The organism is Shimia isoporae (assembly GCF_004346865.1).
GTDB lineage: Bacteria > Pseudomonadota > Alphaproteobacteria > Rhodobacterales > Rhodobacteraceae > Shimia > Shimia isoporae.
Genome location: NZ_SMGR01000003.1, coordinates 55,252 through 77,596, shown reverse-complemented (window position 1 = coordinate 77,596; position 22,345 = coordinate 55,252). Strand labels below are relative to the sequence as shown.

Annotated in this window: 19 protein-coding genes; 9 read left to right on the top strand and 10 right to left on the bottom strand. The window is 56.4% G+C overall.

The features are described from left to right. Positions 1 to 63: 63 nt before the first annotated feature. The 4 genes from BXY66_RS14685 to hisG all read left to right on the top strand — a co-directional run bounded on the left by BXY66_RS14685 (position 64) and on the right by hisG (position 4,248). The gene (locus BXY66_RS14685) at positions 64 to 867 is read left to right on the top strand and encodes a crotonase/enoyl-CoA hydratase family protein (RefSeq protein WP_132861148.1); all 804 of its coding nucleotides are present in this window, start codon (positions 64 to 66) and stop codon (positions 865 to 867) included. A 104-nt stretch (positions 868 to 971) separates the two neighbouring features. Continuing rightward, the gene (gene hisS, locus BXY66_RS14680; protein WP_132861147.1) at positions 972 to 2,477 is read left to right on the top strand and encodes a histidine--tRNA ligase; all 1,506 of its coding nucleotides are present in this window, start codon (positions 972 to 974) and stop codon (positions 2,475 to 2,477) included. Further along, the gene (locus BXY66_RS14675; protein WP_132861146.1) at positions 2,474 to 3,559 is read left to right on the top strand and encodes an ATP phosphoribosyltransferase regulatory subunit; all 1,086 of its coding nucleotides are present in this window, start codon (positions 2,474 to 2,476) and stop codon (positions 3,557 to 3,559) included. Before hisS ends, BXY66_RS14675 begins: the two co-directional genes overlap by 4 nt. Continuing rightward, positions 3,556 to 4,248, top strand: coding sequence for an ATP phosphoribosyltransferase (gene hisG, locus BXY66_RS14670; protein WP_132861145.1), 693 nt, complete (start codon positions 3,556 to 3,558; stop codon positions 4,246 to 4,248). The genes BXY66_RS14675 and hisG overlap by 4 nt, the downstream gene beginning before the upstream one ends. Positions 4,249 to 4,292: 44 nt before the next feature. Here hisG and BXY66_RS14665 read toward each other — a convergent pair whose 3' ends face one another. Both BXY66_RS14665 and BXY66_RS14660 read right to left on the bottom strand, forming a co-directional pair. Beyond that, positions 4,293 to 4,748 carry a cupin domain-containing protein gene (locus tag BXY66_RS14665; RefSeq protein WP_132861144.1) on the bottom strand — a complete coding sequence of 152 codons (456 nt, stop codon included), beginning with the start codon at positions 4,746 to 4,748 and terminating at the stop codon, positions 4,293 to 4,295. A gap of 126 nt (positions 4,749 to 4,874) precedes the next feature. Then, positions 4,875 to 5,306: a DUF1489 family protein gene (locus BXY66_RS14660; protein WP_132861143.1), complete on the bottom strand. Its 432-nt coding sequence runs from the start codon at positions 5,304 to 5,306 to the stop codon at positions 4,875 to 4,877. 180 nt (positions 5,307 to 5,486) lie between these two features. Here BXY66_RS14660 and BXY66_RS14655 point away from each other — a divergent pair, with 180 nt between their 5' ends. Next, positions 5,487 to 7,769, top strand: a complete 2,283-nt coding sequence (locus BXY66_RS14655; protein ID WP_132861142.1) for an adenosylcobalamin-dependent ribonucleoside-diphosphate reductase — start codon at positions 5,487 to 5,489, stop codon at positions 7,767 to 7,769. Positions 7,770 to 8,002: 233 nt separating this feature from the next. On the opposite strand, the gene BXY66_RS14650 is transcribed toward BXY66_RS14655, so the two are convergent. Then, positions 8,003 to 8,536: an outer membrane protein gene (locus tag BXY66_RS14650; RefSeq protein ID WP_165929196.1), complete on the bottom strand. Its 534-nt coding sequence runs from the start codon at positions 8,534 to 8,536 to the stop codon at positions 8,003 to 8,005. Between the two features lie 218 nt (positions 8,537 to 8,754). Then, on the bottom strand, positions 8,755 to 10,089 hold the full coding sequence (locus BXY66_RS14645; RefSeq protein WP_132861140.1) for a serine hydrolase domain-containing protein: 1,335 nt from the start codon (positions 10,087 to 10,089) through the stop codon (positions 8,755 to 8,757). 268 nt (positions 10,090 to 10,357) lie between these two features. Here BXY66_RS14645 and BXY66_RS14640 point away from each other — a divergent pair, with 268 nt between their 5' ends. Continuing rightward, positions 10,358 to 11,890, top strand: a complete 1,533-nt coding sequence (locus BXY66_RS14640; RefSeq protein ID WP_132861139.1) for a hypothetical protein — start codon at positions 10,358 to 10,360, stop codon at positions 11,888 to 11,890. A gap of 49 nt (positions 11,891 to 11,939) precedes the next feature. On the opposite strand, the gene BXY66_RS14635 is transcribed toward BXY66_RS14640, so the two are convergent. Next, positions 11,940 to 12,347 carry a hypothetical protein gene (locus BXY66_RS14635; protein WP_132861138.1) on the bottom strand — a complete coding sequence of 136 codons (408 nt, stop codon included), beginning with the start codon at positions 12,345 to 12,347 and terminating at the stop codon, positions 11,940 to 11,942. A 312-nt stretch (positions 12,348 to 12,659) separates the two neighbouring features. Between BXY66_RS14635 and BXY66_RS14630 the strand changes: the two genes are divergently transcribed. The 3 genes from BXY66_RS14630 (at position 12,660) to BXY66_RS14620 (ending at position 17,712) form a co-directional block, all read left to right on the top strand. After that, positions 12,660 to 13,409: a hypothetical protein gene (locus BXY66_RS14630; protein WP_132861137.1), complete on the top strand. Its 750-nt coding sequence runs from the start codon at positions 12,660 to 12,662 to the stop codon at positions 13,407 to 13,409. A 74-nt stretch (positions 13,410 to 13,483) separates the two neighbouring features. Next, positions 13,484 to 14,587, top strand: coding sequence for an efflux RND transporter periplasmic adaptor subunit (locus BXY66_RS14625; protein ID WP_132861136.1), 1,104 nt, complete (start codon positions 13,484 to 13,486; stop codon positions 14,585 to 14,587). A gap of 5 nt (positions 14,588 to 14,592) precedes the next feature. Beyond that, complete coding sequence (locus BXY66_RS14620) at positions 14,593 to 17,712, top strand: efflux RND transporter permease subunit (RefSeq protein ID WP_132861135.1); 3,120 nt, start codon at positions 14,593 to 14,595, stop codon at positions 17,710 to 17,712. A gap of 67 nt (positions 17,713 to 17,779) precedes the next feature. On the opposite strand, the gene BXY66_RS14615 is transcribed toward BXY66_RS14620, so the two are convergent. The 5 genes from BXY66_RS14615 to BXY66_RS14595 form a co-directional block, all read right to left on the bottom strand. Continuing rightward, positions 17,780 to 19,093: an enoyl ACP reductase FabMG family protein gene (locus BXY66_RS14615; protein ID WP_132861134.1), complete on the bottom strand. Its 1,314-nt coding sequence runs from the start codon at positions 19,091 to 19,093 to the stop codon at positions 17,780 to 17,782. A gap of 178 nt (positions 19,094 to 19,271) precedes the next feature. Continuing rightward, positions 19,272 to 20,009 carry an ABC transporter permease gene (locus BXY66_RS14610; protein ID WP_132861133.1) on the bottom strand — a complete coding sequence of 246 codons (738 nt, stop codon included), beginning with the start codon at positions 20,007 to 20,009 and terminating at the stop codon, positions 19,272 to 19,274. Further along, positions 20,006 to 20,734 (bottom strand): ABC transporter ATP-binding protein, encoded by a 729-nt coding sequence (locus BXY66_RS14605; protein ID WP_132861132.1) that lies wholly within the window; start codon positions 20,732 to 20,734, stop codon positions 20,006 to 20,008. Before BXY66_RS14605 ends, BXY66_RS14610 begins: the two co-directional genes overlap by 4 nt. After that, complete coding sequence (locus tag BXY66_RS14600; protein ID WP_132861131.1) at positions 20,731 to 21,408, bottom strand: TenA family protein; 678 nt, start codon at positions 21,406 to 21,408, stop codon at positions 20,731 to 20,733. The genes BXY66_RS14605 and BXY66_RS14600 overlap by 4 nt, the downstream gene beginning before the upstream one ends. Continuing rightward, complete coding sequence (locus BXY66_RS14595; protein ID WP_132861130.1) at positions 21,405 to 22,340, bottom strand: ABC transporter substrate-binding protein; 936 nt, start codon at positions 22,338 to 22,340, stop codon at positions 21,405 to 21,407. Before BXY66_RS14595 ends, BXY66_RS14600 begins: the two co-directional genes overlap by 4 nt. Positions 22,341 to 22,345: the final 5 nt, after the last annotated feature.

Here is a 22,345-nt window from a genome sequence, read left to right as displayed (position 1 = left end):
ACGTGGGGTTTTTCTTGTGAAGTTGGCGCCGGGCTTATGTGATCGTTGCAGGGAGGATCAGTGATGACTGTGAACATTCGGGACGAAGGGCGTGTGCGGGTTGTGGAGATAAACCGGCCCGAGGCAAGAAATGCGGTGGATCCAGTAACGGCGCAGGCTCTGTTCGATGCTTTCAAGGCGTTTGACGCGGATGACGCCGTGGACGTGGCGATCCTGACCGGTGCCGATGGCTACTTTTGTGCAGGTTTTGATCTGAAGGCGGCAGCGGTGGCAGACGGCGGTGACTGGATTGCAAAGGTCCAGATCCCCGAAAACTGGCAAGACGCACAATCGGAACAGATCGTCGGGCCTATGGGCCCATCCAGATTGATGCTGTCCAAGCCAGTAATTGCGGCCATTGAAGGTCCGGCGGTCGCCGGAGGTATCGAGCTTGCGGCGTGGTGTGACATGCGCGTTGTCGCGGAAGGATCCACGCTGGGCGTGTTTTGCCGAAGGTGGGGCGTGCCGTTGATTGATGGCGGAACTGTGCGGCTGCCTCGGATCATTGGTCAGGGACGTGCCAACGACCTGATCCTGACAGGACGGGGCATTGATGCGGCCGAGGCCGCGCAAATGGGCTTGGCCGATCGCGTTTGTCCGAAAGGGTTCGCTTTGTCCGGCGCCTTGGAGTTGGCTCAATCGTTGGTCCAGTTCCCGCAGGCTTGTATGCGGGCCGACTTTCTTTCGGGGCGGATGAGTGGGGAAAATCTGGCGCGTGAATTGCGACGAGAGTGGGCTTCGTTTGCGGCCTTCGCAGCGGAAGGCGCTGCGGGAGCCGCGCGGTTTGCCTCTGGCAAGGGCCGCGGAGGAGATTTCAAGGATATCTAGCCCCGCTTCTGGTGCATCCAAGGCGTGTTACAAACCCTTTCCTTGCCCCTCTGCCGCCCATTGGGTAAAGGCACAGGCGTAATTAATTCACAGGGACCATAGCGATGGCCAAGCAGAAGAAAGCCCCACGCCCCAAGGCGATCACGCCAAAGGGCTTCCGCGACTATTTCGGTGTTGAGGTGACTGAGCGCACCGAAATGCTGCATCAGATCGCCGGGGTTTATCATCGCTACGGTTTTGAAGCCCTTGAGAGCAGCGCGGTCGAGACAGTTGAAGCGCTGGGCAAGTTCCTTCCGGATGTGGACCGCCCGAACGAAGGTGTGTTCGCCTGGCAGGAATTTGACGAGAAGGATCAGGGCGACTGGATGGCGTTGCGTTATGACCTGACGGCGCCGTTGGCGCGGGTCTATGCCCAGCACCGCAACGATCTGCCCAATCCTTATCGCCGCTACGCGATGGGGCCGGTCTGGCGGAATGAAAAGCCGGGACCGGGACGATATCGCCAGTTTTACCAGTGCGATGCGGACACCGTTGGCACGGCGTCCATGGCGGCGGATGCAGAGATTTGCGCGATGCTGTCGGACACGTTGGAGACCGTAGGCATTCCGCGTGGCGATTACCTTGTGCGGGTAAACAACCGCAAGGTCATGAACGGCGTGCTGGAGGTTATGGGGCTTGGCGAGGACCAAGCGGCCAAGGACAACGTACTGCGCACCATCGACAAATTCGACAAGGTTGGCGAGAGCGGCGTTCGAGAGCTGCTCGGTAAGGGCCGTTTGGATGCCTCGGGCGCCTATATCGACGGTGTGGGCCTGTCCGACGATCAGATCGAACCGGTGATCGCATTTTTGACATCGAAGGCTGACGATGTCGCGAAGACGTTTGAGAACCTGCGGGGGGCCGTGGGCGCTTCGACTGTCGGTGCAGAAGGTATCGCCGAGCTGGAGCAGATCGGTGACCTTTTGGCTGCCGGTGGTTATGGCAGTGACCGGATCGAGATCGACCCCTCGATCGTGCGGGGGCTTGGGTATTACACGGGACCCGTGTTCGAAGCGGAGCTGACGTTCGAGATCTTCGACGAAAAGGGCCGGAAACGGCAGTTCGGATCGGTCTCTGGTGGTGGCCGGTACGATGATCTGGTCAAGCGGTTTACAGGCCAGTCTGTGCCGGCTACAGGTCTTTCGATTGGCGTTGATCGCCTTTTGGCTGCGCTGCGCGAAAAAGGCAGAATGGGCGGAACATCCGTTGGTCCCGTTGTGGTAACAGTGATGGATCGCGACCGGATGGCAGACTATCAGGCGATGGTGGCGGAGCTGCGCAATGCAGGCATTCGCGCCGAAGTCTACCTCGGCAATCCGAAGAACTTCGGCAACCAGCTGAAATACGCGGACAAGCGCAATTCTCCTGTGGCGGTCATCGAGGGTGGCGACGAGAAAGAGCGCGGCGTGGTGCAGATCAAGGACTTGATCCTTGGCGCCAAGATTGCGGAAAGCGCCACTCTGGAGGAATGGAAAGAACGGCCGAGCCAGTTTGAAGTTGGCCGTGGTGAGCTTGTTGCCAAGGTGCGTGAAATTTTGGCGTCGCAAGTCGAGGGGTCTGCGGACGGATGACCCAGAAAGCCAAGATCAAGGCGCGGGCGGCGGAGCTGAGCGCGCGGTTTCAGGCTGCAGGTGCGGTTCCGGTGGAGACACCGGTCTTGTTGCCGGCCGAGGCCTTGTTGGACCTTTATGGTGAGGACATTCGGGGGCGCGCCTATGTGACTTCTGATGCGCTTCGCGGCGAACAGATGTTGCGGCCGGATTTCACGGTGCCTGTCGTTCAGATGCACATGACGCATGGGGCAGAACCTGCGCGCTATACTTATGCAGGCGAAGTCTTCCGTCGCCAGGAGGATGACGCGGCGCGCGCGAACGAATATTTGCAGGTCGGCTATGAAGTCTTTGACCGTGAAAATCCCGCGGCTTCGGACGCTGAAGTGTTCGCAGTTGTGAAAGACGCGCTTGGAGATGTTCCGGTGCGGGCCGCAACGGGCGACATCGGTATTCTCGCGGCGGCTGTGGCCGGATTGGAAACCACAGAGCGGCGGAAGAAGGCCCTTGCGCGCCATATCTGGCGACCGCGTCGTTTCAAGGCCCTTCTTGACCGGTTTTCCGGACGGGCAGAAACACCGGCTAGCCGCGTCAGACTTTTGTCCGCAGAAGAACCATTGCAACACGGTTTCCCCGAAATCGGTCTTCGGACGCAGGCTGAAGTCTCGGCGCGCGTCGAGTGGTTGCGGGCGGATGCCGAGGCAGAGCCGATTTCAGCGATGCAGGTCGATTTGATCGAGACCTTGCTGAATGTGCGGGAGACCGTGCCCAACGCGTTGGAACACATTCGTGATCTTGCCGTGGATATGCCAGCGATCTCGGAAGCGGCCTATCGCCTGAGAGACCGGATCGAGGCGATGGACGCGCGTGGTGTTGATGTCGAGAACCTCGACTTCGAAGCATCCTATGGGCGGACCTCGATGGAATACTATGACGGCTTTGTCTTTGGGTTTTATGCAGAGGGACGGGCGGACTTGCCGCCCGTGGCCACCGGAGGACGGTACGACGCCCTTACCCAAGTTTTGGGGCAAGGTCGCGAAATTCCGGCAGTCGGGGGTGTCATCCGCCCAGGCATTCTGGTCAACCTGGAGGACGCGGCATGAGTATCAAGCTGGGTGTTCCCTCGAAAGGGCGACTGATGGAGAAGACCTTTGACTGGTTCGGCGCGCGCGGCGTGCAGTTGAGCCGGACGGGGTCCGACCGCGAGTATGCCGGCGCCGTGGAAGGCGTTGACGGCGTTGAGCTGGTGCTGTTGTCGGCGGGAGAAATCCCACGTGAGTTGGCGGCAGGACGGATTCACCTGGGTGTGACAGGTACCGACCTGATCCGCGAAAAGCTGGGCCAGTGGGAGCAGCAGGTTCAGGAATTGGCAGAGCTTGGCTTTGGTCACGCCGACCTGATCATTGCGGTACCTGGTTGTTGGGCGGACGTGGACACTTTGGATGATCTGGATGCTGCTGCGTCCGATTTTCGCGCGCGTCACGGTTTCCGCATGCGAATTGCGACAAAATACCATCGGCTTGTGCGCGAGTTCCTGATGGATGCCGGCGTTGCCGACTACCAACTGGTCGATAGCCAGGGGGCAACGGAAGGCACGGTGAAAAATCTGACCGCCGAAGCGATTGCCGATATCACATCCACCGGTGACACGTTGCGCGCAAACCACCTGAAGATCTTGGATGACGCGTTGGTTCTGCAATCGCAGGCGACCCTTTTCCGCAGTCGGGTGGCCGAAATGACGGACGAAGAGCGCAGCGTGATGAAAGCTGTTTTGAAAACGTTGGAACTTTAAGTCCAAGTCCAACGTTTCCCAGCGTTCTTTTGTCGCTCTTTGTGTCAGAGGGGCGGGCCGACGAAGGTCTGTCCGTTCTCCTCTGCGATGCGTGCCATTTCGTCCATCTCGATTTCGCCATTCTGAGCGGCTGCGTGGAATGCACGGAACATTGTTTCCATCTTCAGCGCAGGCGAAAACACGTAGCGCAGGCGTCCTTCGGTTGTTCCAACGTTCTTGAAGGCATGGACCGAGCCACGCGGAATGAATGCGACGTCACCGGGCGACATGGTGTGCAGAACGCCGTCGATCTCGACGACAAAGTCGCCTTCAAGGAAGAAGAAGGTTTCATCCTGATCATGGTGGATGTGGCGCCCCGGCCCCACGCCCGGTTGCACGATGTCCTCAAAAATCTCCTGTGCGCCGCCGGTGTCATCTCCGGTCAAAAGGATACGCAGAGTGATTGCCCCCGGAAAGTCGAGGGTTTCCGCTGTGCTGTAGGCTGTGTGGGTGGTGGGCATAGATGTCTCCTTTATTGGAGACAAAGTGCCATCTGTGAATTTTTGTGTAAATTTGCGATGCGAGAGAGGGTTGTGTGCGAAAATGTAAGGAGCGTCTTTCGCTCAGGTCACGGGCTATGGGGCGCTTTAGAGAACCCCAATTTCAGCCAGGGCCTGATTGAGTTCATCCGGTAGAGCGTCATCGTTGGCCCGAGACTTTGGCAGGTCGGCGGGAGTGTCTTCCACCTTGAGATACCGCCATCCCTGAAACGCCCGCTTCGGCGCGGCCACAGTCCGGTGGATTTCCGGATCCAACACGATGGCGCATCGGCGGATGCCATCTTCGCCTCGGACCTCGTCCAGACGCAGGATTTTCTGGCGGCATTGTATGACGCCCTTGATCACCCAATAAATCGATCCGCCGTTGAGAATCTCCGGTTCCCGTTTGGGCCACATCCGAGTCACGTGGCGCGGCAAAACGTCTGGCATTTGCTGCCGACGCATATGCTGCCATGCGGTCAGGCTCTCGACACTTTCGGTGCCGACGCTGAGTTTTACGAGGTTGATGTAGTTATCCACAGTTTGCCCACAGATTCGTCCCAAGGTGAGGCCTTATATAGTATGCGATGGGCGCCTAACCGCAACCAGTGGTGTGCTTTCTTTGTGCCTTCCCCGAGGTTCGCAGTTGTGTCGCCGTAACGATTCATTATAGATTGGAGCCTCTTCACAATAACGCGCTGAACCTACAGGGAATCTAGAATGAGTCGTTTCGCTGCCCCCATCGCCGAGCAGATCTGGGACATGAAATATCGTTTCAAGGAGGCCGATGGCACTCCTATCGATATCACCGTGGAGGACAGCTGGCGCAGGATTGCGCGCGATCTGGCGAAGGTCGAGAAAGATCCGGCCAAATGGGAAGACAAATTCTATGCGGCGTTGGAAGATTTCAAATACCTGCCCGCAGGAAGGATCACCGCTGGCGCAGGTACCGCGCGTCAGGTGACTTTGTTTAACTGCTTTGTCATGGGCACGGTGCCTGACAGCATGTCCGGTATTTTCGATATGCTGAAGGAAGCGGCGCTGACGATGCAACAAGGCGGCGGGATCGGGTACGATTTTTCCACGATCCGTCCTCGAGGGGCCGACGTAAAGGGCGTTGCTGCGGACGCATCTGGGCCTTTGTCGTTCATGGACGTTTGGGACGCGATGTGCCGCACGATCATGTCCGCAGGCAGCCGCCGCGGTGCGATGATGGCAACCATGCGGTGTGATCACCCGGATATTGAGCACTTCATTACAGCAAAGTCCGATCCAGCGCGGTTGCGTATGTTCAACATGTCGGTTCTGGTGACGGACGCATTCATGGAAGCTGTAAAGGCAGACGGACCCTGGGAGCTGTCCTTTGGTGACAAGGTCTACCACACGGTTGAAGCGCGCGATCTCTGGAACAAGATCATGCAATCCACCTATGATTACGCTGAACCTGGTGTGATTTTCATTGACCGTATCAACCAGCGCAACAACCTGAACTACGTTGAAGAGATCGCGGCAACAAACCCCTGTGGCGAGCAGCCTCTGCCGCCATATGGTGCCTGTCTGCTGGGGTCGATCAACCTCGCGCGTCTGGTCAGCAACCCATTTGAGGCCAATGCCGAACTCAATCAGGATGCTTTGACTGATCTGGTCGCGACAGCGGTGCGCATGATGGACAACGTCGTGGATGCATCCAAGTTCCCGCTTGAGCTTCAGGCACAGGAAGCGCAGGCCAAACGCCGCATTGGACTTGGTGTGACTGGCCTTGCAGATGCGCTCCTGATGCTGGGTCTGGAGTACGGCACCGAAGAAGCTGCAGAGCAGACAGAGGTCTGGATGAAAGCGATTGCGCGGGCGTCATATCTCGCGTCTGTCGATCTGGCCAAAGAGAAAGGTCCGTTCCCGCTCTTTGACAAGGACAAGTACCTTGCTGGTGGTATGGTCAAGGACATGGACGAAGATGTGCGAGCGGCGATTGGCGAACACGGTATTCGCAATGCGCTTCTGACTTCGATTGCGCCGACAGGTACGATCAGCCTTTATGCAGGCAACGTGAGTTCCGGTATCGAGCCGGTGTTTGCCTACGCATACACGCGGAAAGTTTTGCAAAAGGACGGGTCGCGTACCGAGGAAGAAGTTGTCGACTATGCCGTGCAGATGTGGCGCGACAAGTTTGGCGACAAGGAGTTGCCGAGCTATTTTGTGAACGCGCAAACGCTGGCGCCTGCTGCGCACGTTCGGATGCAGGCCGCAGCCCAGAAGTGGATCGACAGCTCTATTTCAAAAACCATCAATTGCCCTGAAGACATCAGTTTTGATGACTTCAAGGATGTGTATATGCAGGCATGGGACACCGGCTGCAAAGGGTGCACAACCTATCGTCCAAACGACGTTACCGGCTCCGTTTTGGCTGTGTCTGAAAGCTCTGAGGATGCGCCGGGCGAGAAGCCCGCGGATCACGTGGCAGACAGCGGTGAGGTCATCTATATGTCCGAACCACTGGAGCGTCCGCAGAGCCTTGAGGGTGCGACTTACAAACTCAAATGGCCGGACAGTGAGCATGCGATCTATCTGACCGTGAACGATGTGATCATCAACGGCCACCGCCGACCCTTCGAAGTATTTATCAATTCCAAGAACATGGAACACTATGCATGGACGCTTGCGTTGACGCGTATGATTTCGGCGGTGTTCCGTCGTGGTGGTGACGTGTCGTTTGTTGTTGAAGAGCTGAAAGCAGTGTTTGATCCGCGTGGTGGCGCATGGATGGAAGGCAAGTACATCCCGTCTATTCTGGCAGCCATTGGCGGTGTACTTGAGCGCCACATGATTGCGATCGGATTTATCGAAGGCGAAGGCATGGGGCTAAAGTCCGATCCACAGGCCGAAGTCGTGGCTGTAGGAGAAGCTCCGCGTGGCAAACCGTGCCCGAGTTGTGGCGAATATGGCTTGCAGATGGTGGAAGGTTGCATGACGTGTCCCAGCTGTGGGTTCAGCAAGTGCGGGTAAGCACGTTGATGACTTAAAAAAATCGCCCGCCGTTGCAAAACGGCGGGCTTTTTTTGTGCGGGGCTGTCTTGAATGCCCGCTAAAGTGCGACCCCAAAAATGATTATGAAAATGCGTTCGTTTCGTTGTTGGAGTGAAACGTCGTTGAAAAATGCCTTTTGAAAACCGGTGAGAAATTAGTTGTGGCAATGGCGGTCCTGCGCAGTTGAAACGCCATCTGCGCAGGACACTTGCTTAGAAGCGGAAGTTGACTCCTAAGGTGGCAACGGTTGGCTCCAACTTGCCGGACCCGTTGTAGTTCCCAAAGTTGTGCTGGGCGATTTCGCCGCTGATGCTCCAATTTTCGGTCAGCTTGTGTTCAACTCCTATCCCGACAAAGTAACCCAAGTCTTGGCCCAGGACGTTGTGATCGCCATAGCTTGCGCCAGTGGTGGCATAGAGGAGCGTCCGGCCGAAGTCATAACCGCCGCGGACCTTGAGGCGGCCGAGCGCCTTGAAGTCATCGCCCAGTGTTTTACCGTTCATGGCAGAAGCATCGAGGCCGACACCCATTACCCAGTCGCCGACTTGCCAGTCGCGACCGACCTGCAATCCAGCCAAGCCAGCGGCGTCATTGTCCTTGAGGTCAGTTGTTGCGGCACCGAATTGGAAGCCGAAATAGGCACCATCCCAAGTGTCGGCATGGGCCGAACCAGCGACCACGGCGCTGGCCGCGACCAAAGCGGCCACCGCAGCGGCGCGCATGGATTTGAGGGAGGAGTAGTTCATTTTTTTGCCTTTTCTAGAAGTTGTGGTTCGTGAAATTGATTTAGCGGCTGATGTTCGGCGGCGGGATGTAGGCAACGGTTGCATACGGTATCTGAAGGAACGATTTTTGGGGCTGGGTGAGCGGGGCTTTGATCATGCAAAACCCCAGCGACGTTCTTTGAACAAAAAAGCCCGGCGCCTGTGACAGGCACCGGGATACCGAACTCTTTTTTCGCCGATTACTTCGTCAGATGACCGATGATCTGGTCAAAGGCGTTGATGTTGTATTCGTCGAAGTAGTTTGTGGACGATTCCGGCTGGGATGACTGTTTGACGATCGCGATGTCACGTTCCACATCAATGTAGATCCACTGCCCGTTCACACCGATGGCCGAGAAAGCTTCGTGACCGGGGGTGTGGCGTACCCACCACTGCGCACGGTAGCTCCAGTCATTGCCGCCCATAACCCCTTTGGATTCGGTGCCGTTGGTGAAAGCTTCGATGCTGCCGCCGTCCGCGAGCTCCTGAATGACCTCGGGGGCGACAACTTGCTGGCCATTGAATTCGCCGTCGTTAAGCATCATCGTCGCGAACCGGGCAAGGTCATTTGGTGTCGCATTGAGGCCGCCACCGGCAAAAAGAGTGCCATTGCGGTCGAGCAAGACATAGGTCTCTCCGTCGGTGCCGAGTTTGGACCAAAGCTTGTCTTGCAGGTTGTTCTGGAAGCTTTCGCCTGTGGCCCTGTTGGTGACCCAGTTCACCACATCTGTTTTTGGTGTCTGATAGTGGAAGATTTCGCCGTTTTCGTGGGCGGAATCTTTCTGCATCATTGGCAGGAATTCGTAGATTGTTTCTGCGACACGTTCTTCCTCAGTTGCTTCAACCAAGCCCAAAACCTTCGCATAGGCCGAGATGCCGGAATTCGGATCTGCGTAGTCTTCTGAAAAATCCATGGACGCGGTCATGTCCAGTGCGTGCTTGAATGTTGCCTGACCAAACGCGCCGGATTCTGCAAGCTCAGGTACGTATTTGGTCACGGGATCGTTCTCGTCCACCAGTCCCTCATGAGCCGCCATCAATCCGAAAAGACCAGCAAAGGATTTTGTCACAGACATCATCTGGTGTGGTTGGTTGGCGTTCATCCCGTTCAGGTAACGTTCGAAGACAACCTTGTCGCCCTGGATGACCACCAGGCTGTCTGTGAAGGTTTCTTTCAGATAGGTGTCGAATTCAACTTTGCTGCCGTCTTCGCGAGCCACATCCAGGCGTTCAATGCCGCCGTCAACGGCGCGCACAAGATCGACAGGGTACTGGGCGTTGGAGATCGAAGCGGACGGGAATAGGGTATTCATATTCTGGTAGGACCAGCGGTTGTGCGGAACGCCAAACAGAGCATTGCTCTTGTCCACTTGCTTGTCGGCGGTCGGTGGGAAGCCTTGCATCAACCCGAGTTCATGATGGGTGGAATAGTCGCGGTCCTGTGCGTGAGCGACGGGTGCGAGAGCGATCATTGCGGTCAGGGCTCCCGTCGCCAGTGCAGTAGTTACGCGGGTGAGATTAATCGCGTTTGTCATAATGGATCTCCGGTGTTGGGCGTGCGCGCCCGGTTTCGATGATCATTACTTGCGCTGTTTGGTGACCAGTTTGGATGTAATCAACGGTAGGTTACAGTATCCAGCCGTAAGGCTGCGCTGGGTTGGAAATGGCGCTCTAACCGCCAAATCGTTGCACGGCGACTTGCCGCGCTTGCGTGATGACTTTGTCGCGCGTTTCGTTGCATAGTTTTTGAACTGGTGCCGTCCTAGGCTTGCTTAGGGCCAAAGACCCATTTGGAGGGGTTACGTGCAGGAAATAGCTTCCGAGGAAATTCTGGCGCAGCTTTCAAGAATGGTCGGCTCGCCGGACTTTACAGCGGGGCCGCGTGTGAAGACGTTTTTTTCGCATCTGGTGAACGAAGAGCTCGAAGGCCGAGGCGCGGAATTGCGCGGAACGGCCTTGGCGATGGACGTTTTCGGTCGTGGCGGGAATTTTGATTCCAACAACGATCCGGTTGTCCGCATCGAGGCGACCAAGCTGCGCAAAGCCATTGAACATTACTATTTGACGGCGGGTGCTCAGGACACGCTGCGAATAGATGTTCCCAAGGGGCAATACCGTCCTGTGTTTGCCAAGGTCGCTCACAAGCCGGTCTCGTTGGCGCCAGCAACTCTCTCGGCCATGCCGTCGATCGGAGTGCGGGACTTTGAGGGGGGTGAGACACCTCGGGCTGGACTGTACCGTCAGGGTTTGCCCGAAGAGATCGCCATGGAGCTTTCCCGTTTTGATAACTTGCGCGTTTACTCCGGATGGGACGCGGGTGCAGATATCGACGGTCAGCCAGCAACTGCTTCCGCTTTGCAGCAGTGTGACTACCTTCTGAGCGGGAACGTGCGCGATTCCGGCTCCCGAATGCGCATTACTGTGCAGTTGAAGCGCACAGATGACAACCTTCTGGTCTGGTCGGAGAGGTTTGATCTCGCCGTGGACAGTGACGACGCTTTTTCGGTGCAAGAGGACATCGCCCGTCAATGTGCCACCCGATTGGTGGATGCTTACGGCGTTGTCGGGGATGATCTGGCAGCGCGGTATGCGGGTCGTGATAAGTCGGATGCGAGCGTTTATGAGGCGCTACTGGCGTTTCATGGGCACTTGCGGAGGAACCGGCTGGACAGCCTGAAAGAGTTCGTCGACATCGCCGACAAAGCGGTGCAGGGAAATCCAAAAAGCGGGCTTGCCCACGCGCTTCTGGCGTTGGGGTACCTTGACAGGTTTTTGTTCGGAGACCTCAAAATGCAGGAAGTTCTCCGGACCGGCGGCGATCACGCGGAACGCGCTGTGTCACTGTCGCCACAAGGGCAGGAAGCCCTGTTTGCCGGAGCGGTTTATGCAATGCTTAGAAAAGATCGGGCGCGGTTTCATCGCCTGTCCGATGCAGCGATTTCGGTCAATCCCAACGGTAGTTTGTTGATCGCCATGGCAGGAGGTTGGTACGCCATTTTAGGCAAGGCCGAAGAAGGGGCGGATCTGGTCCGGCGTGCAACGGAAAACAACCCAATTTTGCCAGTTTGGACGAATATCACTCTGGCTTTGGAGGATATTGCCAACGAGCGGTATGAAGACGCCTCGACCAAATTGCGGTTCGTTGATGCAAGAGACTGCGCGAACGACTGGCTGATGATTGCGGCAGCACATGCTTTGGCCGGAGAAAAAGGGCTTGCTCAAGAGGCTTTGTCCAAGGTTTCGCAACACGGTGTCGACTTCGAAGAGCAACTTTTGTCTCTCCCGATCAACCAGACGCTTGCAGATAAATTGATTGGTGCATTGAAGGTCGTTTAGCGCCTTTCAGACGTTGAAAGCGCACCTGGTGAGATGCGCTTTGTCCTATTTATGCGGCGATGATGTAGGCGTCAGGGACAATGCCAATTTCCCTTTCAATCGCTTTTTCAAAAAGTGAAGGCGTGGCGAAGTTGGCGCGATACATCGCGTCGATGATTGTGGGGAACACCTCGTGCCATTGCGGGCTGACCATGGCAACTTTGGCCAGAAAACCTGCAATAAATTTCATGAGGTTTTCGGGATTGTGCTCGTTTGTTTCTCTCGCAGCACAACGGGCGGTTTCTTCCAATGCGCTGTTGAAGCGACGGTTTGCCGCCGTCAAGAGGTGCGGCGTCGCGGCCAACGGCAAGCCTCGGCACAACCTAAGGTCGGCTGCCCGCATGACAAGGTCCTGACCGGCTGCGGTGGTCGCGGGGTAGAGTTTTCTGACTTTTGCTAGCAGGGAAAGATGCTCCATATGATTTCTCCATCTATGTGTATGAATGAAGATATAGTCAGGAGGAACGGGTGTGGTAGGTATTATACAGTTAATTACTGTTAATAGAGGGGGCTGGGTTCATCCTCAAAATGAAGAGAAGGGTGAGCGAGTTCACAAAAGTCAATAAAATCAGTGGTATAATTTGTTATGTCGATTTGACATGGGAGCCATGCAGATTTTTTGATGAATTGTTCTTGAAATGATGAAGTAGTGGCGACATTTCTGCCTCGAGGGATGAAAAATCACATCTCATGAATGAAATTATGTAACATCTTTACCAAGGTCAGACCAATGACACGCAAAATCACACTTCTTACTGCCGCACTGCTTTCAGCATCTATGGCCTCTGCCGACGATGGCTGTGACGACGCATGCCAAGCAGCACGCAACGCGCAAGATCCGCTCGCACCGGTGACGGCCATCATGACAGACAACACCGCGACCGAGTCCGGTACGCAGTTTCAGCTGCAACCTGTGCACACAATCAAGGGCGACAACGGCAACCTGATCCTGAGGGGGGTTGTGCCGCTGCAGTTCGGCAAAGATGCCGGAGTAGGCGACGTTGTGTTGCAAGCTTTCTACGTGCCGGGCAACCAGACCGGATTCAAGTTCGGATTTGGCCCTCAGATTTCGCTCAAAACTCGCACTCATGAGTCCATCGCCGGGCTAGGCAACGCGATCGGGGCGGCGGCGGTCGGGTTCGGTTTTGCCGGAAACTGGTCCTATGGCGGTATTGTCTCGCACATGGTGAACGAGCAGAATACCTCCGTTACTTCCTTTCAACCCATCGTTTTCTACAACCTGCCAAGCGCTGAAGGTGTCTACGTTGGTTACAACAACACGATTTCCTACACCGACAACGGACCGGCAGCGACCAACGGTTGGAATGTCCCGGTAGGGGTCTCGATCGGCAAAACGATGGTGCAGGGCAACGGTGGCGCCGTTGATGCTTCCATCGGCGCCTATGCCGTTTATCGCGATGCCTTGGGCGATTGGGACGGACAAATCAAATTCTCGATCAACTACTTCTTCGGAAACTGATTTCCGGAACGCGCTATGCGCCGAGGCCTAAGGCCTCGGTTTCTCCAACACATTGTCACAAAAAGAGAAACGCCATGAATTTTCATATCCCTACTTCCCCCAGAGCACACCGCAAAGTGCTGGCGACGGTTGCCGGTACGATGTCATGTTTGGCTGTTTTCCTGGGGTCCGCGAGCGCGGAGGGCATCCCCGTCAAAACACATACTGTTGCGATCGAAGACGTAGCGCCTGTTCTGACGTTCCCGACCAAGCTGCGGGCTTATGAGCACATCAAGATGATCGCGCGCGTCCAAGGGCACCTGAACAAACGTGCGCATTCCGGTACATTTGCCAAGACCGGTGACGTGCTTTTCGAGATTGACACGATCGATTATGAGGTCGCAAGAAACGCGGCCAGTGCGGCCTTGGCCCTTGCTGAAGCCGATTTGGAATTCGCGCGCCTTGGTGCGGCACGCGCAGAAACCCTAGGGGAATCCGGACGGATTGCCCAGCATGATCTCGACCAATACCGCGCTGATTTGGCCAAAGCCGAAGCCAATGCTGCCGTCGCAAGAGCGACGCTTGATCGGGCCGAGCTTGATCTGTCTCGTGCTGTGGTCAAAGCACAACACAACGGGGTGGTCGCAAGCGCCGGAAACGCGATTGGTGATCTGGTAACACCGGGCACTGTGTTGGGAACGCTCAATGTCATTGATCAGATGCGGGCCTGGGTGCACATCGACGAAAAACTTGACCGTCAACTTACGCAACAGGCCGAGCAAGGTGTGGAGTTCGAAGTCAGCCTCACGTTGGCGGATGGCTCCCTCTACGGCCTCCCAGGCGAGGTAGTGGCCTCGACCAACGAAATAGACGCCAAGACCGGCACGGTCGGAGTTCAGGTGATCTTTGATAATCCTGACAAGACGCTTTGGCATGGTCAGGCTGGCGTTGTGCAAGTTGTGGAAGCCGGCGCGGAACACCTCGCTGTGCCTGCGCAGTCTGTGCAAACTGACCAGCAAGGCCAATACGTGATGGTCGTAACAACGGACGGCATTGTGGAGCCGCGTTACGCTGAGTTTGGACCTCAGGTCGATGGCTGGTGGCTGGTCCGCTCTGGCCTCACCCCCGGTGAAATTATCGCAACAAGCAATTTGCAACGTATCGGCGCCGGCTCTCAGGTCGACCCCATTGAGGAATAGGGATTATGTACAAGTTTTTCACAGATCACCCCCGGTTCTCGGCCGTCATTTCCATTGTGGTAACTGTCGCGGGGTTGTTGGCAGCGGCGATCATGCCGGTTTCTCAGTACCCTGACATCGTACCCCCAAACGTGGTGGTTACGGCAACTTTTCCAGGGGCTAACGCGACAACAATGCAGGACACCGTTGGCGTTGTTCTGGAGCGCGAAATCAACGGCGTTGAGGACATGATTTACATGAAATCAACAGCGTCAAATGATGGAAGTTATCAGCTGGTGGTGACCTTTAAGGTTGGTGCAGACCCTGACAAAGCCCAGACCCTGACACAGAACCGGGTCAACAAGGCTTTGCCAAAACTGCCAGAAGACGTTCGGCGACAGGGGATTTCCGTTGAGAAGGAAAGCCCGACAATTCTGCAAGTTGTGACTGTGACATCTGAAGCCGATCACGAAGAACTGTTTCTGGCGAATTACGCGAGCCTCAATGTGGTCGATGCTCTGCTGCGCGTACCAGGTGTCGGCAAGGCAGAAATTATGAACATTCAGGATTATGCCGCGCGTATTTGGCTTGATCCGATTGCGATGCATGCCAACGATGTTGTGGCACAAGACGTGATTGCGGCAGTGAGTGAACAGAACTTTGTTGCAGCGGCAGGCTCAATCGGTGCGGCGCCGTCGCCCGACCAAGACTTTACCTATACGCTTCAGACAAAGGGCCGAATGGCCAATGCGGACGAGTTCTCTGAAATTGTTCTGCGCGCTGAGCCCAACGGTAAAATCCTTATGTTGTCAGATGTGGCGCGGTTCGAGCTTGGCGCCGAGTTCGCGGGCTCTGTCGGTAAGGTGAACGGGCAGGCCGCGGCTGTGCTGGCGATCTATCAGCAACCGGGGGCAAATGCTCTGGATGTGGCCGAGGGTGTTCGCCATGCAATGGCGACTGTTTCTCAGAGTTTCCCAGCAGGATTGCAATATGACGTGCCGTATGACGCCACCACCTTTGTCGAGGTGAGCATACACGAAGTCATCATCACGCTCTTTATTGCGGTCGCTCTTGTCACCGCCGTCACCTATGTCTTTTTGCAAAACCTTCGTGCGACATTGATCCCGTTGGCGACAATTCCGCCGTCCTTGGTCGGGACCTTCGGAGTTATGTTGGCTTTGGGATATTCGATCAATCTTATCAGCCTGTTGGCCATGATTTTGGCGATCGGTGTTGTGGTCGATGCAGCCATCATCGTGTTGGAGGACGTGGAGCGTGTCTTGGCAGAGAAGGCGGTAGACGTGCGCACAGCAACCCTTGAGGCGATGCAGAACGTTGGTAGCCCCTTGATTGCGGGAGCCGCCGTCCTTCTAGCGGTCTTTGGGCCGGTGTCCCTGATGCCGGGCATGGTGGGAATCATCTATGCTCAGTTCGGCGTTGTTTTGTCTATGGCGGTTCTGATTTCCACTATCGTGGCCGTGACCTTGGTGCCAGCGCTGTGTGTGCTGCTTCTGGATGCGGAGCACAAACAGCCGCCACTTTTTCTGCGCAAGTTCAACGACATGCTGAACTGGATCACCAGGGGTTACGTCAACTTGTCCGATTGCCTGTCCCGTAGACTGCCGCTTGCCTTGGTGCTCTACGCAGGCCTCATCGGCGGGGTTTACGGGCTGGCGACAAACATGCCCACCGGCTTCGTGCCGTCGGAAGATCAAGGGTCGTTCTTTGTTGAAGTCCAGCTACCTGACGCCGCGGCGGTCGGTCGGACATCAGAGGTTGTCGATGCAATGGCTGCGGAGGTACGGGCGATAGACGGTGTCCGTGACGTGATCACTCTGGCTGGTGGCTCCTTGCTCGAGGGCGCAACCGTTCCTTCGGCAGGCATCATGATCGTTGCGTTGGAGCACTGGGACCAAAGGGAAGCAAGCCAGCGCGAAATATTCATCGAGACGGCTGCTGTACTGGAGACCTTCGATGAAGCGCTGGTTCTGCCTTTCGAGAGTCCGACCATACCTGGCATGGGCAACTCGGCAGGGTTCGAATTTGTCCTGCAGGACACGCAAGGTCGTTCACCTGTTCAAATGGCGGAGGCTTTAGATGTGGTATTGGCAGAAATCAATGCGGCGCCGGAGTTGGCCTATGGGTTCAGCACATTCCGTGCGGAAGTCCCGCAAAAGTTCGTGGATCTTGACCGTGTTAAATCCAAAATGGCGGGTGTGCGTGTGGATGACGTGTTCACGACCATGCAGGCGCAACTGGGTGGCTACTTTGTCAACGACATAACGATGTTCGGAAAACGTGTGCCTGTCATGGTGCAGGCGGACGCCGAGTATCGCAACGATGATGGGGACCTGCGCAACACCTATGTGCGTGCCCAAACCGGAGAGGTGGTGCCAATTTCTTCCCTTGTTGACCTGAAGGATGTGACAGGGCCGCAAACATTGACCAGTTACAACCTTTATGGGTCTGTTGTGATCAGTGGCGAGCCTGCGGAAGGGTTTTCATCTGGTGACGCGATCGAAGCGATGGAACGGATTGCTTCGACGGCACTTGGAAACGGCTTCAGCTTCGAGTGGACCGGACAGACTTACCAAGAGACTGAGGCCGGCTCCACAGCAGGAATTGCCTTTGCGCTCGCAATGCTCTTTGCCTTCCTCATTATGGCGGCACAATACGAAAGCTGGGCTGCTCCTCTCGCAATCCTGCTGGTTGTTCCAACCGCGTTGCTGGGCACCTTCCTGCACACGTGGGCCGCTGGTGGCGACATTAGCCTTTACACACAGATTGGTCTGGTGCTGATGATCGGCATGGCAGCACGCAATGCGATCCTGATTGTGGATGTTGCCAAGAAGCGTGTGGATGCGGGAGAAGACTTGGTTCTCGCAGCCAAGACAGCGGCGCAGCAGCGTTTCCGGCCTCTTTTGATGACGGCTTTGGCCGTTGTGCTGGGAGCCACGCCTCTCGTGCTCGCAGGCGGTGCTGGCGCAGGTGCGCTCGCGGCGCTTGGTCAAGCGGTCTTCGGCGGTATGGTGACTGCCGTTCTGATCGGGGCCGTTTTCACAGCGCCACTCTACGTGCTGATTATGCGCCTACGTGGTTTGCTAAAACGGTCTTCGGATCCAGATCCGTTGACTGCCCACACCTGAAGTTCAGGTCATACAAAAAAGGCCCGCTAATTTTCAGCGGGCCTTTTTTTTGTCAGAACCGATGTGGTCAGTTGGTTGCGATCAGTTGCTGTGCGACCAGATCGTGGTCCAGCCAAAGCACCGGGCCTTCCGGCTGGCTGGCGGAGCCAAAGATCAACTGGCCGGTGGCGTTCACAACATGATGGCTCAGAACGTCGCTGACGAGCGCCTTGCGGTCGTTGTGCAGTGCCACGATGTCTTGCGATGTACCCACGGTCATCTCGACCTGATCCGCAGAATTCGCCATTGGCCATTCTGCGAAGTTATAGAAAGGCTGCATCGCGTCGGATTGCTGGTACTCACCAACCGTTTGAAGGATGGACTCAAGCGTCACATCGTCCTTTAGAAGTGCCTGACATTCCTGCCAAACAGCATCGGCCCACGCGCCGCCGCCTTCTTTCCGGAAGGCTTCAAGAAGCGGAACCAAAGACAGCTCGATGCCCGCAAAAACGTCAGAGGAATTGGTCCGGATTTCCGGGCAGTTGAACACTGTGGCCTTGATCCCCTTGTCCCATGCCGACTGCGCAAAACCTTCGAGGCGCATTTTTGCGTAGCCCTGAGTGTAGCTGGTGTAGGTCTGCCAACGGTAATTGCCGCCAATTAGAATACGCGTGCCATGATAGCCATATGCGGTGTAGCGGATTTGCCCGCCTCCAGCCTCGACATGGGTCCGCAAATCCGCAGATTGGTCAAGCAGATGACCAAAACTGTTGGCGGTTACCTCGTCAAAGTTCTGAAGAATGAGTTTACCCAGATCACTGTCCAGAAGCGCTTGGCTGGACAGGTGTCGAGCACCGCGGCCTTTGTAAATGCGGTTGGCAATGGCCATGAATGCCTTGGCGCGCGGTATGCCTCCGGCCATTGTGTGCGCAACAAACACGTTGCGGCCAGCCGGTATCATTCCCTGCAGTTCTGCCAGAACCTGATCCAGCGCGGTTTTGAAGCGTGTCGTGCCAATGTTGCGGCAGTTGTCCACGGCGGCCCAATCGAGTTTGTAGTCCTGCCAGTTCTCGAGGGTCATGTCCTTGAGCATGTCAGTCGGAGTTGCGCCGCCCTCCGGTGCATCCATGTCAAAGCCAGCCATGAGCGGAATGTTAATGATACGACCGCCGAGGTTGGTTTCGGCTTCTGCAAGTTCTTCATCAGTCAGGGCACGCAGGGACCCATCATCCTGCCGTCTGCCGACGGTGATGCCAATCACCTCCATGCCCGCCGCCTTGGCGGAGTCAATCAAACCGGTGGCATAGCCACGACCGAACAGTTCACCGAACAAGACAAAAATGTCGCCTTGGCCGAAGAGTGTGTTTTGGGGACGAGAGGTGAGTGGGATCGAAGTTTGCATTTTGGCCTTCCGGTTGCGCCGCGCCCGTTCTGGGCTGCATCTGCCGTAGTCTGGCTGTTAAATTTTTGCCTCTCCTATTTCAATCGGCGCTCAAGTCCAAGAAACTTTCGCCTTTTGAGGCGGATGAATCGCCGGAAATGCACAATTTGACCCTGAAATCGGGTCTTTGGCGGGTTTTCTATTGGGAGTCGTGCTTGCCAAGGTTGCGTGTGGCAAATCGGATCGCGAGATGTAGCAGCACCGAAAAAAGTCCGAGCGTCAGCATAGCCGCGAACATCAAGTCGGTCTTTGCGCGGCCGTTGGCCAGTAGCATCAGATATCCGAGCCCCTTCGAAGCACCGACCCACTCACCGATCACGGCGCCAATTGGCGCGTAAACGGCAGCGAGGCGAATTCCGGATGCCAGCGACGGCAAGGCGGCCGGAATTCGGATGTGCAAGAGGACGCGCCGCGGGTTGGCTTGCATGGTTGTGGCAAGATCCAAGTAACCTTGTGGCGTTCGCATGAGGCCGTCGAAGAAGGCAGATGTTACAGGGAAGTAGATGATCAATACGGCCATGGCGACTTTGGACCAAAGGCCGAAGCCAAGCCAAAGTGTCAGGATTGGTGCGAGGGCAAAAACAGGCAGCGCTTGAGTAAAGACAAGAAGGGGCTGCACCAAAACCCGCGCCGCGCGGGATGTGGCGAGCTGGATTGCGGTGACAATGCCAAGCGCTGTGCCAATCGCGAGGCCGATCATCACCTCCATTGCAGTTACCAAGGTGTGTTCTGCGATCACTAAGCGGTTTTGCCACCACGTTTCTGCAACTTGCACCGGACCGGGAAGAATGAACTTTGGCAGGCCGGTGAGGGAGACAATTGCTTGCCAGAGGGTAACTGCAAAGATGATTGCGGCGAATGCCGGTAGAGCTTTCACGAAAGATCCTCCCGGAGATGGCGCAGCAGTGCGGCCTGACACGTGAGTGTCTCTTGGTCATCAATAGGCCGTGGGACGGGCGCTTCTGGGGGGGCGAAAAACGAGAGACCAGCAGGTGTCATGACAACAATTTTATGTCCGAGTCGGGAAGCTTCGGTAGGATCGTGCGTCACCATCAGGACGGTTTTGCCGGAAAGGGTTTCAACCGCGAGATCCTGCATCGCGGCGCGGGTCTGAGCGTCGAGTGCGGAGAAGGGCTCGTCCAGCAGGATCACTGGTTTGTCTTCCATCAAGGTGCGGGCAAGAGCCACACGTTGGCGTTGGCCACCGGACAGCTCCGAAGGTTTTTTGTCAGCGTGTTTGGCCAAACCGACGCGCTCGAGTATCCGTTCCAAACGGTCGGTGTCCGGCGTTCCGCCACGCAAACGGGTACCCAACAAAGTGTTTTGCGCAACAGTCGCCCAAGGTAGCAAAAGGTCACTTTGCGCCATGTAAGCGACTCGAGGTGCGACAAGAAAATTGTCAGAGGCACTGATCTGGCCTTTGAAGTCTGCCGCGGTGGGCAGGTCGCACATCAGTCTGAGCAATGTGGATTTGCCGACGCCGGATCCACCAAGCAGGCATGTCCATTCCCCGGCATTCAAAGTCAGGGAAAGGGGAGCGAAGAGCGGCGCGTTCTGAAGCGTTGCGCCGCCCTCGATCTTGACTGCTGGTGCCTTGTTCAAGGTGTAAGGCCCATTTGCCAGAAACCGACCTCAAGCTCGGTGGCTTGACGGAAGGTGTCGCAAAGCCGGCGCCATCGTGGGGAGGTTTCATAGGAAACACCCAACCGCCGGATCAGCGCCTCTTCGAGCAGCTTGCCTACGGCCTTGCAGCTGTCCTGGTAGCCATCGCTGGAATATGTCGCGATCCAATCACCATATTCTTCGGATGTCTTTTCCGCCGCCAAACGCAAGCCGATTTCACCATATCCCATGACGCAAGGCGCAAGTGCAGCCAGCAGATCAAGCAAATCTCCGCTGTATCCGGCTTCGAGGACAAAGCGGGTGTAAGCGAGGTTTTCGGCGCGTTCATTGGTTGAAAAAAGTTGATCTTGCGAGATGCCAGCGTCTTCGCAAACACCGACGTGCAACTGCATTTCTTCCGCCACGAGTGCGTTGACGGTGCCGACGGCGCCAAGCATTTCTTCGTGGGTTTCTGACTTAACAATTGCCAACGCCCATGCGCGGGAGAAATGGATGAGGAACACATAGTCTTGGCGCAGATAGTGTAGAAAGGCCTCTTTTGGCAGTGAGCCGTCTTTCATGCTTTCGACAAAGGCATGACGGGTGTAGTCCCGCCATGCTTCTGGTGCCTTCTCGCGCATCAGCGAGAAGGCGCGGCCGTAGGTATCGCTCATTTGGCAGTCACGTCGATGGTGATTTCGTCAACCGGGTTCAGGCTGTTGATCATGCCGCTGTCGAGCAGGAACTGTTCAAAACGTGCATAGCGCCCCGCGTCAAAGCCTGCCGGTCGCAAGGCGAAGCGGGGCAGTGTATCGACCCATGCACGTGCGTTCAGTTCGTCTTGCAGTTCGGTCGAGGTGGCTGCAAATATTTCCCAGCTTTTTTGGGGGTTGTTGACGATGTATTGGGTCGCTTTTTCTGTCGCCGCAAGAAAGCGTTCCACCTTATCGGTGTCCATGCGGTCCGGGTTGGCCACATAAATCAACTCGTCGTAAGACGGCACACCTTCTTCTTCTATGTAAAAGCAGCGGCCAGCAACGCCTTCGATGTCCATCTGGTTGAGTTCAAAGTTGCGGAAGGCGCCGATAACGGCGTCTACCTGGCCGGACATCAGCGACGGAGAAAGCGAGAAATTGACATTGATCATCTCGATGTCGTCGGTGCTGACGCCGTGATTGCCGAGAACAGCGTCCAAGACTGCCTCTTCTACGCCGGCGACGGAAAAGCCGATTTTCTTGTTCCTTAGATCAGCCGGAGATTTGATCGGGCCGTCTTCGAGAACGAGAAGACAGTTGAGAGGTGTGGCGACGAGAGTGCCAACGCGCTTGAGCGGCAGGCCCTCATGGATCTGCAAGTGCAGTTGTGGCTGGTAGGAAACAGCGAGATCGGCCTGGCCGGCGGCGACAAGACGCGGCGGCGCGGAGGGGTCGGCTGGCGGTACAATCTCAACTTCGAGACCCTGGTCGGCAAAGTAGCCGTTTTCCTGCGCAATGATGATCGGCCCGTGGTCGGGATTGATGAACCAGTCCAGCAGAACGGTCATTTTGTCTGCTGCAGCCGCGGGCGCGGCGGCCAGCATCGCCAAGGCCGTGATGAGATATTTCATGAGGT

Coding starts and splice junctions, on each gene's coding strand:
- BXY66_RS14685 (WP_132861148.1), top strand. CDS start 64: ATGACTGTGAACATTCGGGACGAAGGGCGTGTGCGGGTTGTGGAGATA.
- hisS (WP_132861147.1), top strand. CDS start 972: ATGGCCAAGCAGAAGAAAGCCCCACGCCCCAAGGCGATCACGCCAAAG.
- BXY66_RS14675 (WP_132861146.1), top strand. CDS start 2,474: ATGACCCAGAAAGCCAAGATCAAGGCGCGGGCGGCGGAGCTGAGCGCG.
- hisG (WP_132861145.1), top strand. CDS start 3,556: ATGAGTATCAAGCTGGGTGTTCCCTCGAAAGGGCGACTGATGGAGAAG.
- BXY66_RS14665 (WP_132861144.1), bottom strand. CDS start 4,748: ATGCCCACCACCCACACAGCCTACAGCACAGCGGAAACCCTCGACTTT.
- BXY66_RS14655 (WP_132861142.1), top strand. CDS start 5,487: ATGAGTCGTTTCGCTGCCCCCATCGCCGAGCAGATCTGGGACATGAAA.
- BXY66_RS14650 (WP_165929196.1), bottom strand. CDS start 8,536: ATGAACTACTCCTCCCTCAAATCCATGCGCGCCGCTGCGGTGGCCGCT.
- BXY66_RS14645 (WP_132861140.1), bottom strand. CDS start 10,089: ATGACAAACGCGATTAATCTCACCCGCGTAACTACTGCACTGGCGACG.
- BXY66_RS14635 (WP_132861138.1), bottom strand. CDS start 12,347: ATGGAGCATCTTTCCCTGCTAGCAAAAGTCAGAAAACTCTACCCCGCG.
- BXY66_RS14630 (WP_132861137.1), top strand. CDS start 12,660: ATGACACGCAAAATCACACTTCTTACTGCCGCACTGCTTTCAGCATCT.
- BXY66_RS14625 (WP_132861136.1), top strand. CDS start 13,484: ATGAATTTTCATATCCCTACTTCCCCCAGAGCACACCGCAAAGTGCTG.
- BXY66_RS14620 (WP_132861135.1), top strand. CDS start 14,593: ATGTACAAGTTTTTCACAGATCACCCCCGGTTCTCGGCCGTCATTTCC.
- BXY66_RS14615 (WP_132861134.1), bottom strand. CDS start 19,093: ATGCAAACTTCGATCCCACTCACCTCTCGTCCCCAAAACACACTCTTC.
- BXY66_RS14600 (WP_132861131.1), bottom strand. CDS start 21,408: ATGAGCGATACCTACGGCCGCGCCTTCTCGCTGATGCGCGAGAAGGCA.
- BXY66_RS14595 (WP_132861130.1), bottom strand. CDS start 22,340: ATGAAATATCTCATCACGGCCTTGGCGATGCTGGCCGCCGCGCCCGCG.